Source organism: Komagataeibacter sp. FNDCR2 (assembly GCF_021295395.1).
Classification (GTDB): Bacteria; Pseudomonadota; Alphaproteobacteria; order Acetobacterales; family Acetobacteraceae; genus Komagataeibacter.
In genome coordinates, this window is sequence record NZ_JAIWOU010000001.1 from 321,564 (window position 1) to 336,506 (window position 14,943).

Annotated in this window: 12 protein-coding genes; 3 read left to right on the forward strand and 9 right to left on the reverse strand. The window is 62.5% G+C overall.

Features of this window, described 5'->3' with window-relative positions; translation table 11 throughout:
- Positions 1–51: 51 nt before the first annotated feature.
- Together LDL28_RS01445 and galE are read right to left on the reverse strand one after the other, a co-directional pair.
- The gene (locus tag LDL28_RS01445; RefSeq protein ID WP_233056875.1) at positions 52–1,596 is read right to left on the reverse strand and encodes a flippase; all 1,545 of its coding nucleotides are present in this window, start codon (positions 1,594–1,596) and stop codon (positions 52–54) included.
- Positions 1,597–1,702: 106 nt separating this feature from the next.
- Positions 1,703–2,782, reverse strand: a complete 1,080-nt coding sequence (gene galE, locus LDL28_RS01450) for a UDP-glucose 4-epimerase GalE (RefSeq protein WP_233056876.1) — start codon at positions 2,780–2,782, stop codon at positions 1,703–1,705.
- Positions 2,783–3,123: 341 nt separating this feature from the next.
- Here galE and LDL28_RS01455 point away from each other — a divergent pair, with 341 nt between their 5' ends.
- On the forward strand, positions 3,124–4,251 hold the full coding sequence (locus LDL28_RS01455; RefSeq protein WP_233056877.1) for an acyltransferase: 1,128 nt from the start codon (positions 3,124–3,126) through the stop codon (positions 4,249–4,251).
- On the opposite strand, the gene LDL28_RS01460 is transcribed toward LDL28_RS01455, so the two are convergent.
- From LDL28_RS01460 to LDL28_RS01485, 6 genes are all read right to left on the reverse strand, one after another.
- Positions 4,200–5,066 carry a glycosyltransferase family 2 protein gene (locus tag LDL28_RS01460; protein WP_233056878.1) on the reverse strand — a complete coding sequence of 289 codons (867 nt, stop codon included), beginning with the start codon at positions 5,064–5,066 and terminating at the stop codon, positions 4,200–4,202. The genes LDL28_RS01455 and LDL28_RS01460 overlap by 52 nt on opposite strands.
- Before the next feature lie 18 nt (positions 5,067–5,084).
- On the reverse strand, positions 5,085–7,100 hold the full coding sequence (locus LDL28_RS01465) for a glycosyltransferase (RefSeq protein WP_233056879.1): 2,016 nt from the start codon (positions 7,098–7,100) through the stop codon (positions 5,085–5,087).
- A 23-nt stretch (positions 7,101–7,123) separates the two neighbouring features.
- Entirely contained in the window at positions 7,124–7,507 is a 384-nt protein-coding gene (locus LDL28_RS01470) for a hypothetical protein (protein WP_233056880.1), read from the reverse strand.
- Positions 7,504–8,586, reverse strand: coding sequence for a glycosyltransferase family 1 protein (locus LDL28_RS01475; protein ID WP_233056881.1), 1,083 nt, complete (start codon positions 8,584–8,586; stop codon positions 7,504–7,506). The genes LDL28_RS01470 and LDL28_RS01475 overlap by 4 nt, the downstream gene beginning before the upstream one ends.
- Positions 8,587–8,614: 28 nt before the next feature.
- Positions 8,615–10,771: an AAA family ATPase gene (locus LDL28_RS01480; protein WP_233056882.1), complete on the reverse strand. Its 2,157-nt coding sequence runs from the start codon at positions 10,769–10,771 to the stop codon at positions 8,615–8,617.
- 148 nt (positions 10,772–10,919) lie between these two features.
- Positions 10,920–12,377: an exopolysaccharide biosynthesis polyprenyl glycosylphosphotransferase gene (locus LDL28_RS01485; protein WP_233056883.1), complete on the reverse strand. Its 1,458-nt coding sequence runs from the start codon at positions 12,375–12,377 to the stop codon at positions 10,920–10,922.
- 381 nt (positions 12,378–12,758) lie between these two features.
- Here LDL28_RS01485 and LDL28_RS01490 point away from each other — a divergent pair, with 381 nt between their 5' ends.
- Positions 12,759–14,075, forward strand: a complete 1,317-nt coding sequence (locus LDL28_RS01490; protein ID WP_233056884.1) for an outer membrane beta-barrel protein — start codon at positions 12,759–12,761, stop codon at positions 14,073–14,075.
- A 64-nt stretch (positions 14,076–14,139) separates the two neighbouring features.
- A complete protein-coding gene (locus tag LDL28_RS01495) occupies positions 14,140–14,730 on the forward strand; it encodes a polysaccharide biosynthesis/export family protein (RefSeq protein ID WP_233056885.1) in 591 nt (196 codons plus the stop codon).
- Positions 14,731–14,744: 14 nt separating this feature from the next.
- Here the strand turns inward: LDL28_RS01495 and LDL28_RS01500 are convergent, their stop codons facing one another.
- Positions 14,745–14,909 carry a hypothetical protein gene (locus tag LDL28_RS01500; RefSeq protein WP_233056886.1) on the reverse strand — a complete coding sequence of 55 codons (165 nt, stop codon included), beginning with the start codon at positions 14,907–14,909 and terminating at the stop codon, positions 14,745–14,747.
- Positions 14,910–14,943 lie beyond the last annotated feature (34 nt).

The following is a 14,943-nucleotide window of genomic DNA, read 5'->3' on the forward strand; positions in this document are numbered from 1 at the left end:
CCAGAAGATCACCGCCAGTGCGGAACAGGCGTAACGCACGGCATTCCGGCCCTACCCGGCGGACCGCCGCCAGCGCAGGTTCTGCCGCCCCAGCGTCCAGACCCGTGCGATGGTGTTGCGCAGCGAAGTTCTTTCTCCATCACTCAGGCCATGCGTCCACAGGACGCCATAAAACGTAGCCAGCCCCCCCAGGGCAATCAGGCTGCTGGCCAGATAGGTGACGCGGGGCAGGGCCAGCCCCATGCTTACCAGCCCGATCAGGGCCATGGGCACAAGATGCCGCACGACCTGCGCCAGAGATGGATAAAGACGGATACCCAGCCCGATGCGTACCACGCAGTCCATGAGACTGCGGCTTGCCCATGCGAAAGCGGCGCCATTGACCCCGAACCAGTGCAGGAACACCAGCAGCAGGGGGGTATAGACCACGACTTCGACCACCGACAGGATGGCGTTCATTTCCGCCCGCCCGATCCCGTCAAGAAACCCGGCGGCAACCGCGTCCATGCCGAAGAAGAAGACCCCGATGCTCAGGCATTTCATGATAAGCGTGCTGTGCCGCGCGAAATCGGCCCCCACCCAAAGTGACAGGATATCATGGCTGAACAGCGCGCCCAGCAGGCAGAACGGAAACAGCAGGCCCAGAACCGTCAGGATGCTGTTGCGGTACAGCGCGGTCGTGGCGAGGGTGTCCGTGCGCCAGGAGGCGGCCATGGCCGGATAGGCCGTGCTGGTCACCGCCATGGTAATCATGGACAGGCGCGCCACGACATCAAATGCCGTGGTGTAATAGCTGGTCACGGCGGCGGACAGCACCGTCGCGATCATGAAACGGTCCATGTAAGACAGGATGGGAAACATGAGGTTGGACAGCGTCATCCAGCCGCCGATTTTGAACAGGGGCCGCAACAGCCCGAAATCGGGCCGGGCGGTCAGCAGGCAGGGCATGAGCCGCAGGCACACACACCCATACCCCACCGTCATCGCCACCCGGCACAGTGCCAGCATCAGCATCACCCCCACCAGACTGTCCCATAGCTGCAGGATGAGCAGGGGGCCGAGATAGTACATGACCGAAATCGGGATATTGATGAGGTTGGCGGTGCGGAATGCCTGATAGGCCGACATGACGCCCCACATCGCGGCGTTTATCATGACCAGCGGGGCCGTGGCGCACAGGACCCACATGGCCACCATGGTCTGGTGTTGCAGCCCAGCCGGAATTTTCAGGCCATGATAGACCCATAGCCGCACACCCATTGCCGCAATGCCGCCACCCGCCAGTCCCAGCAGCCCAAGCGTGACGATACCCGTCAGCACCAGCGTGGCGCATTCCTTTTCACGCCCTTCGCCAATGCGTTCGGCTATGGCGCGGGTCAGGGCGCGGCCCAGCCCGAAATCGAATATCCCGAACGTACCCACCAGGCTGAGCGCTATGGTCAGTACCCCCCATCGGGCAAGCCCGAGCTGGACGATCAGGGGCGGCGTAACCAGCAGGGCGATGGCAACCGGCCCGATACGGCCCAGCATGTTCCACCCGGCATTGAACAGGACGGTCTGCATACGGGTCAGGCGTGTCAGGTCTGTGGGTGTCATGGAAATAGGATCCTGCCCGTTTCGCGACGGCCTTCGCCACGAAAGGAGAAAAGCACAAGGGCCACCTGCCGCTGCCGTGGCGTGACGGCATCATGTTTCCCGGTGGTCAGGGCGGGGTGGGCCGGTGCATGGCCGCCGCAACGGGGGAAACGGGAAAAGGCGGGACGGGAAGGATCTCTTCACGGGCATCCTGCACGCAAGGGAGGGTGGCATAGCCATCGGGATGGGCCAGGCGCCAGCGATAGGCGGTGTCCACAATATCATCCAGGGCGGTGATGTGCGGGGTCCATCCGGTTTCCTTGCGCAGCCGCTCCGATCCGGCAATCAGGATGGCCGGATCCCCCGGGCGGCGGTCAGCCCGGCACCACTCGATCCGTCGTCCCGTAACCCGCTCGACCGAGCGGACGACCTCAAGGTTTGAAAAGCCGGTTGTATTGCCGACGTTATAGGTCACGCTGCGTGTCCCGATCTGCTCCAGCGCCGCCAGGTGGGCGTTGGCCAGATCGGTGACATGGATGTAGTCGCGCAGGCATGTGCCATCCGGGGTGGGATAATCGGAACCGAAAATGGACAGCCCCGGCCTGCGGCCCAGGGCCGTGTCGATCGCCAGCGGGATCAGGTGGGTTTCGGGGCGGTGATCCTCGCCCGCGCGGCCTGCGGGGTCTGACCCGGCGGCATTGAAATAGCGCAGGCAGGCACTGTGCAGGCCATGGATTTTTTCGGCCCAGTGCAGAACCCGTTCGATCAGGAATTTGCTTTCCCCGTAGGGGGAGCCGGGATTGACCGTGGCATCTTCCATGATCGGCTGCTGTTCAGGGGTGCCGAACAGCGCGGCGGTGGAGGAAAATACAAACCGGCGGATGGAATGTCGCACGCATAACTCAACAAGTTGCAGGCTGTTGAGGTAATTATGCCGCAGGTATGTGAACGGGGCCCGCATGCTGTCCCCGACAAGGGAGAGTGCCGCGAAATGCAGCACCGCATCAAACCTTTCGCATTCCAGAACCGCGTTCAGGAGCGCGTGGTCGGACAGGTCGCCCACGATCAGCGGCACATCGGGGGGGAGCGCGGCCCGGTGCCCCGTGCTGAGATTGTCGAACACGACAACCGAATGACCGGCGTCGCGCAGGGCAAGGACTACATGGCTGCCGACAAAGCCGGCGCCCCCAGTCACCAGGTAATGCACCGTTGTTTTTCCTGTCTGTTGGTTATGGGATGGAAACAGGCGCCCTTGGTCTTTGGTCGGGTGGTCTTTGATCGGGCTGCATTTCGCGAACGATGCGGGGGGTGCCCAAGTTGCACCATGCATTGCCGGATTTCAGGAATTTATTACATGAACGGAACGGGCGGGTGTGTGTGGCAAGAAAAGCCATCCGGTATGCAAGTATTTCCGGCCCGGTGTTCAATGGATTTCATATGCCTTGGCATCGTCACAAAAATATTTTTCCCGCATGGAAAATCTTTGTGCGTAGCGGCCTGTTTCGTCGTGGGGATCATGGGTCACATGATCCGTAACGGGAGCGGAATATGGATGGTCCACGGCACCATTACGCGGCTCTGGACGGGGTGCGTGGTTTCGCGGCCCTGTCGGTCATGGTTTATCACCTTGGGCACTGGCTGGATGTTCCCGGCCTTGCGGTCAATAGCGGCCTTGCGGTGGATCTGTTCTTCTGCCTGAGCGGCTATGTGCTGTCCCTGTCATATGGGGGGCGGATGGTGGGGGCCGGGTCGCTGTCCATGGGGCAGTTTTTCCGCCGCCGCCTTGTCCGGCTCATGCCCGTGATTGTTGTGGCGACCCTGATTGGCGCGGCCTATGTCATCTCCCGTGGGCGGCTCAATGGCACGGACATCCCGCATGCGGCCATTTTCATGGCGGTGGTGCTGGCGTTGCTGAACCTTCCCTATCCATGGGCGCCGCACGCCCTTGGCGGGCCGCAGGTTTTTCCGCTCAATGGTCCGCAATACTCCCTTTTTCTGGAACTGTTCATCAACCTGTACTGGTGGTCCCTGCGGCGCGTGGACCAGCGCTACCTTGCCATCGGCATGATCGCGTCATGTGTTCCGCTGCTCTATGTCACCGGACTGGGCGGGGATGTGCCCGCCACGTTCTGGAGTGGGCTGCCACGGGTGGGGGCTTCGTTTTTCATTGGGGTGGCCCTGTACCGCCTTGCCCCGTCATGCCCGGCTTTTATGGTCCACTCCGCTGTATTCGTAACCTGCATGGGGATCATGGCCATACTGTTCCTGTGGCCGGTTGAGGTTCCGCGTGGCGTGGAAATGATCTGGATAACTGTATTTTCCCCGCTGCTTGTCCTGTCGGGCGCGCGTGTGCGCCTGTCCCCCGGTCTTGCCCGGCTTTCGCTATGGGGCGGGGAAATTTCCTACCCGCTATATGCCCTGCATTACCCGGTCTTCTGCTGGGTCAATGGCCTGTTTCAGGCCGCGACCCATCACCGCATGCCCATGGTGGAGATGCCGCTGGTCGGCATAACCGTACTCGGGGTCTCGCTTGCGGTGCTCAAGGGGATCGATGAGCCGGTACGCGCCCGCCTTTCGCGCCGACGCGGCGGTGCGGAAGCGACTGCTCCCCGGGGCCGCGCGGCTTACCCGGTGGCGGGAGCCGGTGTGACCGCGCCCGCGCGCAACGAGAGATAACCCCTGATACGGCCAAGGAAGGTCAGGAAATAATAGCGCGCCCGGGGAATATCGCCCTTGAGCAGGTAGACAAGACCGCCCATGACGGAGCGTAGGAGAAAGGTGCCCACGGTTGCCACGCCAACATGGTTCTTGCGCATGACATGCCCCATTCCCAACCCATAGCTGTACGCGCGTGCGGTCGTAAGGGTAACGGGCTTGTCGGGATGCATGATGTGCAGCGAGGGGACGTACAACCCCCTGAACCCCTTTTCGAGCAGGCGTAACGCCAGATCCTGCCCCTCGGCCGAGCCGAAAGTCGTGCCCGGCCCCACGCCTTCATCAAACCCGCCGGTAGCGGTAAAAGCCGTGCGGCGGATGAAGAAATTGAATTCGATAAGGCAGGTCCACACATTATGGCTGTTGATGGGGGTCTCGACCGGATGCCAGCGCCCTGATTTTCCGCGCAGCCCCTCCAGCGTGATGACGGAGCCGGTAATGAAATCGGGTTTGTCGAAGCTGGCGAACAGTTCGTTTACGGTCTGCAGCACAGTGTCGGTATAGACACAGTCGTCATCGGGGAAGGTGACAATATCGCCCACCGCCCGCTTGGCCCCGAGGTTGCGGGCGTGATTACACTGCCGGACCGTGCTGCGCAGGTGCGTGATGTTCAGCCTGTCCGTGAAATCGTTCACCACGGGCACAAGCCGGTCGTCACCATTCTGGTCGACGATGATGACCTCGAATGTCGTCAGGGACTGGCGGGTCAGGGAATCCAGTAGCGCACGCAATTCCCCGACCCGGCCCAATGTAGGCACAATAAGTGAAAAGAACATGGAAATGGCCTCTGTCGGCTACAGGGTCAGTATCTTTTCAGGCGAGAGGCTGCCACGCAGCGCATCACGCAACGCCAGCCAGTTCCCCACGATACGCCCGCGCCGGTCGATATAGGGTTCGGACCACAGGCTGCGCAGGGCGTTCATGGCGATATTGCGCCCGATACTGCGCAGCGCATGATCCAGGGGGAAAGTTCCCTTTCGCGACAGGTATAACGGGTTGGCAACCTGCGAATAACCCAGCCTTCGGCCGGGCGTGCGCCCCAGTTTGCTGCCCAGGTGGATGCCCTTGGCCCCGTTGGCCCGTACAATACGCCCCAGCCGCCCCATCTGGCGGGAAAAATCGATATCCTCATACCAGGCGTAAAGCGGCAGGCGCTCGTCAAAGCGCAGCCCCGCTTCCCTGATGACGGACAGGCGATAGGCCATGTTGCAGCCATAACCGTTCCACGCGGGCTGCAGGGCGGGCTGGGTGGTGGTGTTATTGATGCGCGGGTCAGCGAGCATGCGGCGTGCGCCGTCCACCGTAAGGCCCGGCCCCTTCGCCCCATCCGCCAGCACCCGCCCGGTCGTGCCCACGATATCCGCGGCGGAGGCGAACGCATTGGCGCAGACCGCCAGATAGTCACGGTCGGGCAGGAAATCATCATCGAAAAACAGGATGACATCCGCCTGGTCCACATGATCCAGAATGACGTTACGCTGATGCGCCAGCCCTCGTGGCCCCTGCAGGATCTCGAGATCCGGGGCGGGGGACAGCCCTGCCACATCCGCCGGTGTTGGCGCGCAGACGATGATCCGCCGGGGCGCATGGCTCTGGCGGCGCAGTTCCGCAATGGTTTCGCGCAGGATGGCGGGCCGTCCGCTGGTGGCGATCCCGACCGTGATCTTCAGGTCACGCGCGGCAGGTATGGCCGCGACGGAACTGGCGGCCTGCGCCGTTTCCCCCCGCGCAAGCAGTTCGCGTGAAAGGGCGACATGACGCAACGTGTGGGTGAATGACACCGGAAAGGAGCGGATACGCGCGCGGGCATGGCGGACCATGGCGGCACGGCGCTCGGGATCGCCCGCAAGCGTGGCGATGGCCTGCCCCAATGCAGGCGGGTCGCCCGGGGGGACATAAAACACGCATTGCGCATCCAGGTAATGCCGCAGGCCGCCGGTATTGGTGGCGATGACCGGCAGGCCATGCCGGCTTGCCTCCTCGATTACCGCAAGGTCGGCGGCATGCAGCTTTTCAGTAAGGGGCACGACAACAATATCCGCCTGATCGAATAGGGACGGCTGGCGCGGGAAGGCACGGACATGGGCAGGAACCGCCCTGCGCCAGAGTGTGGCGACATGGACATGGCAGGCCATGTCCGGCGGCAGTAACGCCACGGCGTCCAGCACGGCGGTCCAGTCCCGCCGTGGGTCATGGCCCAATGACAGGATCCGCAGGGGCGTTTGCGGCGTACGGGGCGGCTGGTGCGGTGGTTCAGGAAGCGGGGCGGCAGACCCGACCCATTCCATTCGCTGCCCCGGAAAAAGGGCGCGGGCATATGCCATGTCTTCAGCCGAGACGAAGGTCAGCACATCCGCGCGTGACAGCAGCGAACGCAGGATCGCCCTGCGCCATGATGGTTCAAGCGCCCAGCGGTCCCCAAGCCAGTCGCATTGCGCGATAAGGGGGGGATGGAAGCGCAGCGGCGTAAGCAGGTAAAGCAGCAGAACCGCGCGGGCCTGTGCCTCCGTATGGGTCCAGATGACGCCTGCGGACAGGATCTCCGCCCGCCTGCGCCATGTCCCTCCGAAATCAAAGCCCAGGACATGATGTAACTGGTGGCGGAGCAGGCGGGAGAGGAAATTTCCGTCCTCATGCCCCAACCGGTCGGAAAGAACATCAGGCCCGGCCACGGGCGTGTTCGCGGCGGCGTAATATCGGGTGATGCCGGGTATCGTGGCCCTTGCATTCCGGGGTGGCCAGTTATGGACCCTGTATTCGTGGCCGGGCTGGGCAGGGATGCGCAAGGGGGCGGCGGTCTGCGCGGTCATGAACATGTCTCCTCGGCGCGGGGTCAGAAAATACCAACGGTAACGATCTGGAAATTCTGGTCCGCCAGATGCGCAATCATGTCGGCATGCGCGATGGCGGCGCGGCGGGGGGTCGGGAAGGCAAGGCAGTAATTCCCCACCAGAACATAATGCAGGCCGTAGCGCATGTTCACGGTGCGGGCGAAGCGGCCACTATAGGAAAACACCGTCATGCGTGAGGTCGTGGGCAGGTGGGCGGGATCGCTTATGAACAGCCGGCGGCTATTGGCCTCGGTAATGCTGCACCATACGGACTGCGTGGCCGGATCGGCATGGGCGCGGGGCAGGGCAAACCCCATGAGCACGCCCCCGCCGATGCACGCCCGCGCCATGTTTCGCGCCCATCCACCGCGATGATGTGGATTCATGGGGTTATGCTCCTCGCGATTTCCAGCAGGGACTGTGCCGCCCGGTCCCATGTAAAGGCGGCGGCCCGCGCCAGACCGGCCGCCCGCATCTCCTCCGCCCTGGGGGGGGTATCGAGCAGGTACGTCACGCCGCGCGCGATGGCTTCGGGGTCAAGGGGGTCGGCATATAGCGCCGCCGGGCCGCATATTTCGTGCAGGACGGGAATGTCGGCCACCACCACCGGGCAGCCGCAGGCCATGGCCTCCATGGGCGGCAGGCCAAATCCTTCGTACAGGGATGGAAACACGAAACAGGCGGCGGCCCCGTACAGCGCGCGCAGTTCCTGATCGCTGACACGCCCTACATAGGTGGCGGGCCTGGGCAGGGACTGCATGCCGCTGGCGTTGAATATGGTGGTATTCACACTGCCGCTGATCACAAGCGGAATGCCCCGCAGCGCCAGCACGCGCGCCAGCGCATCCAGCCGGGCCAGGTTCTTGTGTGGCGCCAGATTGCCCACCGCCAGCACGAAGTGCCCCGCGCTCAGCCCATGGCGTGCCAGGATTGTCGTATCGGCGGGGACGCGCGTGATATGTTCGGCCCCTTCGCTCATGACCGCGATGCGCCCGGCGGGAATGCGCAGGTACCTGGACAGTTCCATGCGCGAGAATTCGGACACCGTAACCAGTTGCGCGCGGGTATGGCGCAGCAGGGTATGCAAAAGCCGGTACCACAGCCGGAATTTCCATGAATAGGAACCCGGCTGGCTGAAAATGCCCGCGTCATGGATGATCACGATCCGCCGCCCCCCCCATAGCGGGGCGGTGTTGCCAAGATTGAGCAGGACGCCATCCCGCGCGGCCCGTGGCAGTTCAAGCTGTTCCCATATCTGCCCGTGCCAGCGGCCCACCACGCGCCGGGGCAGGTCCGGCGTGGCACTTTCGGTAAGGGGGGCCGCCGGGGTGAGCATGACCGGCGGCGGCTCCCCCCGCGCGCGCGTGATGCGGGCCAGCGCATGGCTGATTTCAAGGGCGAAACGCTGCACTCCGCTTAGCGGCTGGGTCATGAAGCGTCCGTTGACATAGATGGCTGGGCTCACCAGGGCACTCCAAAGGTTGCGCGGCGTTTCATCCGGGGGGCAGCAGTCCGTAATGGCTGTAGATGCGGAACGGATGTTTTTCCGCCTCACCCAGGCTGTTCGGCGGGGCCTGTGTCAGCACCGCCCCCAGCGTGCGCGCGTCATAGGTGCGCAGCGCGCGCATCGCCTGCACCAGCGTGGAAGGCGAGGTCCGCCCCCACTTGACCACCATGACCACGCCATCCGTCTGCCGTGACAGGACGGCGGCGTCGGGAAAGGCAAGGGCGGGGGGCGTATCAAGTATGATCATGTCATACTGTGAACGGACATGGGACAGGATCTGCCCCAGCTCCTCGGGCAGCAGCATGGCGCCCCCGCCACGGTGCAGCATCCCCTCGGGCGTGAGGATATCCACGCCGGGCAGCACGTCGCGCTCCAGCCCGGCCAGTAGCGCATCCACCGGCATCTGGCTGTTATGGAGCACGCTGATCCCCCCCATCACCCGCATGGCCGACGGGTTGCGCATGTCGCAGTCGATCACCAGCGCGCGTTGCCCGCAGCGCGCGGTATTGGCGGCGAGCGAAAGGGCGAAAGTGGTTTTGCCCTCGTCCTGCTCGGCCGATGTGACCAGCACCACCTTGGCGCGGAAACGGCTATGGCCGAATGACAGGACGCTGCGGATGGATTCCACGGTTTCCAGATAAGCCGAACGCTCCCGGCTGACATACTGGCGGCGCAGCGGCCCGGCAAAGGCGGGCACGAGCCCAAGCGCGAAAAGCCCCGGAATGGCGTCCAGCTCCGCCGTGCTTCTGACCCCCTTGTGCATGCGGTCGATCACCAGCGCGGACCCCGCGCCGATCAGCAGGGCAAAAATGACCGCGATGGCCATGTACTGCTTGCGCGGCGGCCCATACGGGCTGAGCGGCGTGTCCGCGCGCGAAATCAGGTCGGCTTCGGCCACTTGAAGTTCCGCCTGCGTGGAGGTCTGGGCAAAGCGGCCCAGATAATCCTGATAGACGGTACGCGCCGCCGTGGCCTCGCTTTGCAACTGGCGCAGGGTCACGTCCGCTTCGTTCTCGGCTGTGACCTGGCCCTGAAGCCGGTTGACGGCCGCCGACAGCGCGGTGACCTGCGCCTCGGAACTGGACAGTTCCTTGGCGGCGCTGCTGGCGATACGGTGGACCTCGGCCGCGATGCGACGGCGGACCTGGGCCGCCGCCGCGCGTTCGGCCTGAAGGTCGGGGTTGCCGTCCATCACCGTCTGGCTCAGGCTTGCCGCGCGGCTGCTGATCTGCGCCTCCTGCGCCTGAAGCTGCTGGATCAGGGGGGACGAGACGGCATCGGGAATACTGTCAAGGCTGCCGTTGCTTATGGCGGTGCGCACTTCGGCATAGCGCGCCCGGCGCGATTCCAGATCGGCGCGCGCTATGGTAAGCTGGTGGTTCATCTGGGTCAGTTGCTGGTCGGTGACCGTTGTGCCGCCATTATCGGTATTATTGGCGTTGGCGCCCGGTGCGCGCTCCAGTTCGGCGGCGATCAGGCCGTTCTTTTCCCGAAAGGCCTGCACCGCCTGTTCCGCCTTGCGCAGGCGCTCGCGCAGCGGCACGATCTGCTCATCCAGCATGGCGTTGGCCTGCCATGTGGCCGATATTTTCATGTGGCGCTTGAAGTCCAGATAGACATCAGCATAGGCATTGGCGATCCGCGCGCTGGTGAGCGCATCGCTCGTGCTGGCGGTGATGGTGATGATATAGGAGCGTCCGTCATTCAGGATCGTGACCCAGTGATCCAGCAGCGTGGCGGTGGCCTGGATGCGGTCGTTCTGCGTCATGGGTATCTGGGGCGCGGGGGTGACGAAAAAGCTGGTTGCCACATCCATGATACGCTTGACGAAGGATACGGAATCCAGCGTCTGGCGCACTTCGGGGTTGTTGACCAGATCCAGTTTCTGCACCACGGCCCGGGCGATGGCGGGGCTGCGCAGGATGCTGACTTCGCTGTTGACCGCCACGGTGTCCACCTCGGGCGAGGCGACGGTGGCCTGAAGGTCACGGAACGGAGCCTGCCGCGTGCCGACGATCAGGATGGAGGACGCGTTGTAATAAGGTTTGAGCGAAAAGATTCCCGCCCCCGCCGGAAGGGCGACCGCCAGCGTGACAAGTGCAATGGCAAGGCGGTGCCGGTTCATGACGCTGAAGGCATGCAAGGGTGAAACCTGTTGTATCGCCACCGGTTCCGGCGCAGCACCGTTATAGGATGACGGTAATTGGAGCGTATTCATCACTTGCGTCCTCTCGGAGTGGGAGGGGCGGAAACCCGGCCCCTGCCGGGGGCGGGCAGGGGGCGGCATCCTTTTATCTGGCGCCTTTTTGCGCCAGCACGGCGGGTATGGTCTTCACCAGGATCACGACATCGCGCCACAGGCTCCAGTTGCGGACGTACCAGTTGTCCAACTGGACGCGGCGGGTATAGGACGTATCGCTACGGCCGCTGACCTGCCACAGGCCGGTAATGCCGGGGCGTGTCGCGGTGTAATACGCCATGTCCTTGCCGTAATGGACTTCCTCGGCCATTACGATCGGGCGGGGGCCAACCAGGCTCATTTCCAGCCGCAGCACGTTAAGGACCTGCGGCAGCTCATCCAGGCTGGTCTTGCGCAAGAGCCGCCCGATGGGGGTGATGCGTGGATCGTCTGTCAGTTTGCGCGTCGCTTCCCATTCAGCCGCCGCCTGCGGGTCGTGCGCCAGCAGGTCCGCAAGGATGGCGTCGGCGTTGACGGCCATGGTGCGGAACTTCAGGCACCTGAACGGGCGTCCGTCCCGGCCAATACGCATATGCCCGAATATGGCGGGGCCACCGTCGAGCCGGACCAGCGCGTAAACCACGGCCAGAACCGGCAGTATGGCCAGCAGCACCAGTGACGCCACGAACAGGTCCAGCGCCACCTTTCCCGCGCGGTGCAGCGGGTGGTCCAGCCTGTTGCGAAACGACATCATCACGCCGTCATGGCTGAAATAGGACTGGCACCCATGGTCCAGCGGCAGCCCCCCCATTGCGGGCATGAGGGTAAAGGGCAGGCGTGTACGGGTCACATGCTCAATCACGGCCTGCCCGTGCTGGTCATATGTATCAAGCACCAGCAGCAGGCGCACCGCGCCGTGCCGGGCCAGCAGCCTGCGATGCTGCTGCGCGCCGGACATGCCCAGCAGCCGCGAGGAGGAAACGCACCCGACCGAACGCAGGCCGGGAAAGCGCTCGCTGGAAAAGATTTCTATGGCGCGCGCGCAGGCTTCCGGCTCACCGGCCAGAAGAACGGGAATACGCCACAGCCCCATCCAGTGCAGGGGTCTTTTTATGGTCTGCCGCAGCGTAATGTCGATGAGCGGGAACACGCCAAATGGCAGCAGCGCCAGCAATACGGGCATGCTGCCCCATGACAGCACGACGGAGGCGAGTGCCGCCATGATCGCCGCGCCGACAACCTGTGCCGATTCGTTCCAGAAGGGCAGGCGGTCGGTATAGTGGCGCCGGTATGCAAAATAGCTTACCAAAATAAAAAACAGGGAGCAGGAGATGAAAAATCCGCCATCCATGTAATAAATGTTTTTTCCAAAAAACATTTCTTCCACCCCCAGTGAAAAGGTGAAAGCCGTGCAGTCCGTCGCGATCAGCGCCGTGGCGCACGAAAGATGGGGATGGCGAAGCCTGGTTGTAGGAAGGGCAACATCCTCGGCCTCAAACAGGGATTCACTGTCCAGGCCGAATGCCGTCGTGGCGGACCCGACTGCCGCATGGGAAACATGAGCATCCATGATGTACTCCGCATAAATACAGGACATGTAGAGCCAGAATATTTGATGCTGTGGTTTTTTACCTGGTTCAGCCATGTCAGAGGGAGCTGTATGCATGGGTGCTCGTCTGGCCGTACCACGCCCTATACGTGGCGGCGGGGATCCAAGTTTCATGAGGAGGTTAAAAAAAGAATATCGTCCGGAATAACACAAACGTGACAACCGTCGTGGCAAGAAATTATGCAAACAATACCACGCTGGAAAATTTCTATCCACGCAGGTAACAGGATTATTCAGTGCGGTCTTGAACGAGTGTAAATAAGAAAGAATACCAATGGGGTCGCTTTATAGAATGACGTTTTTTTCCATCTATCCTTCACTGAACGATCGATAGGGTTTCTGGTGCGCAAAATAATGGTCTTCCGGCTGAGCCTGACCGCTACCGCCCCTTTACTTATGGCCGATAATGCATTCGGTCAGGTTATCAATACATATTTCCCCGCCATCGGGACCGAGGCGGGTGAACTGCTGCGGGAGCCCGCGCAGGTGCAGGCCATGGGCGCCTATGCCCCGCAGGGCAAGCGTTACGGACCCCTGCGCATTGATGCCGATGGGAGCGAGTCGGAAGGATACGACAACAACGTTGACTGCAACGTGGGCGGCCACAGCAGCCCCGTCGTATCGACACAGGGCCATCTGGCGGCCATTTCGCGCTGGGGGCAGCACGATCAGGTCCATGGCGATATCAACGTCAATGATATCCGCTATCCCTCCCGCTCCGTACAGAACCGGACGAACTGGAACGCCAATGTAGGCGGAATCCATAACTTCGCGCATGATTCGATCGGGCTGACCTATACGCATCTTACCCTGGTGCAGATGCCGACCGACCTGGGCGCCCTGATCGTCAACCGCCCCATTTCCTATAATGTGGATGATGTCAGGCTGAGCTATACCGCCACCACGCACGGGCGGCTGAGCTTCATCCCGCAAGGTGAGATCCAGCGGTATTCCTTCGGCAGTTCGCCCGCCACCGCCTTCGTGCCCAACCAGAACTATCGCGACCGCGCCCTGATTACCGAAGGGGTGACCGCGCAGTATGAAGTAAGCCAGGACAGCCACGCCCTGCTGGTGGTGCAGGGGACCGAAATCCGGTACCAGAACAAGCTGGAAAACACGCCATCACGTGATTCGAACGGGGCCTCGGTCATGGGGGGGTATGATTTCGGGCTGCGTGGCCCGATCCGTTTCCGCGCGCTGGTGGGCTACCAGACGCGTCGGTACCGGGGCAATGGTTACGGCACCATCAATTCCCCCATGGCGGAAGCCGAGTTCGCATGGACGCCCTCGCGCCTGACCATCGTGACCGCCAATGTCCGCCACGGGATCGAGGACAGCGCGTTCGAAAACGTGGTGGGATATACTTTTACCGGCGCGCGTATCGGCGTTACCCATACCTACCAGCGCAATATTGTTTTTTCTGCATATGTACAGTTGCAGAAAGCGAACTATCCCACCGCTCCCGCTTTTCTACAGAATACAGTCCTCTATCAGGAACGTAACAACCAGACGTTATACGGTGCGGGCGCCAGTGCGGAGTGGCTGATCAGCCGCCACATGCGCCTGACAGCTAATTATGATTTCAGCAGCCAGAACACGGTGGGAAGTGGAGCCTTCCCGATCCATAACTTTCTGGTCGGATTTCATATAGCGCTCTAGCCCATGTGTCGTGGAAGTCTGGCCTGCGTTCGGGGAGGGATATGATGACAGGAGCATACGACGCATGCCGACGACCTGTTCAACGACCCGCCGCGTTGCCATCTGGCTCCCGGCGTTTACGGGTGTAATCGGGGGGCTGCTGGCAGGCTGTTCGCCCGGCTGGGATCTTCATCATATGCCCCCTTACGATCCCGGGCAGTACCGTCTTGGCGTTGACGATGAAATTCGCGTCATGACGTATGAACAGGATCAGTTCACGTCCGATTTCCGCGTCGATAGTAGCGGGAAGGTCGCTTTCCCCGTAGCCGGAAGCCTTCAGGCGGAAGGGCTTACGACCGATGAATTCGCCGCCGAGGTGACAAAGGCCCTGCAATCGGCGCGTATGTTGCGCGATCCCAACATTTCGGTCGAGGTCACGGCCTATCGGCTGGTCGCGGTGCTGGGGGAGGTGGCGAAGCCCGGGCAGTATCCCTATCAGCCGGGCATGACGTTACTGACAGCGGTTGCCGCTGGTGGGGGCTTTACCTATCGCGCGCTGGAAACAAGGGCCTATGTAGCCCGGCAGGAAGGCGGCCATACCGTTGTCGGGTATCTCAAACCCTATGACTACGTAAAGCCCGGTGACGTTATCAAGATTTACGAACGGCACTTTTAGGGTCGTATCCGCGTTTATCTGAACAGGAAGAAGCCACCGATCACGATGGCCCATGCCGCAAGGCCCAGTAAAACGCCAATGACAACGCCCCGCGCCGGGCGCAGGCGGTCAGGGGGCGCGGCGCGGGTGTTCGCGGCGGAAGAAACAGGGGATGTTTTGTGACGGGATTCCAGGGTCAAGGGGGTATCTCCTGCACGGGGGCGTCGATTCCCG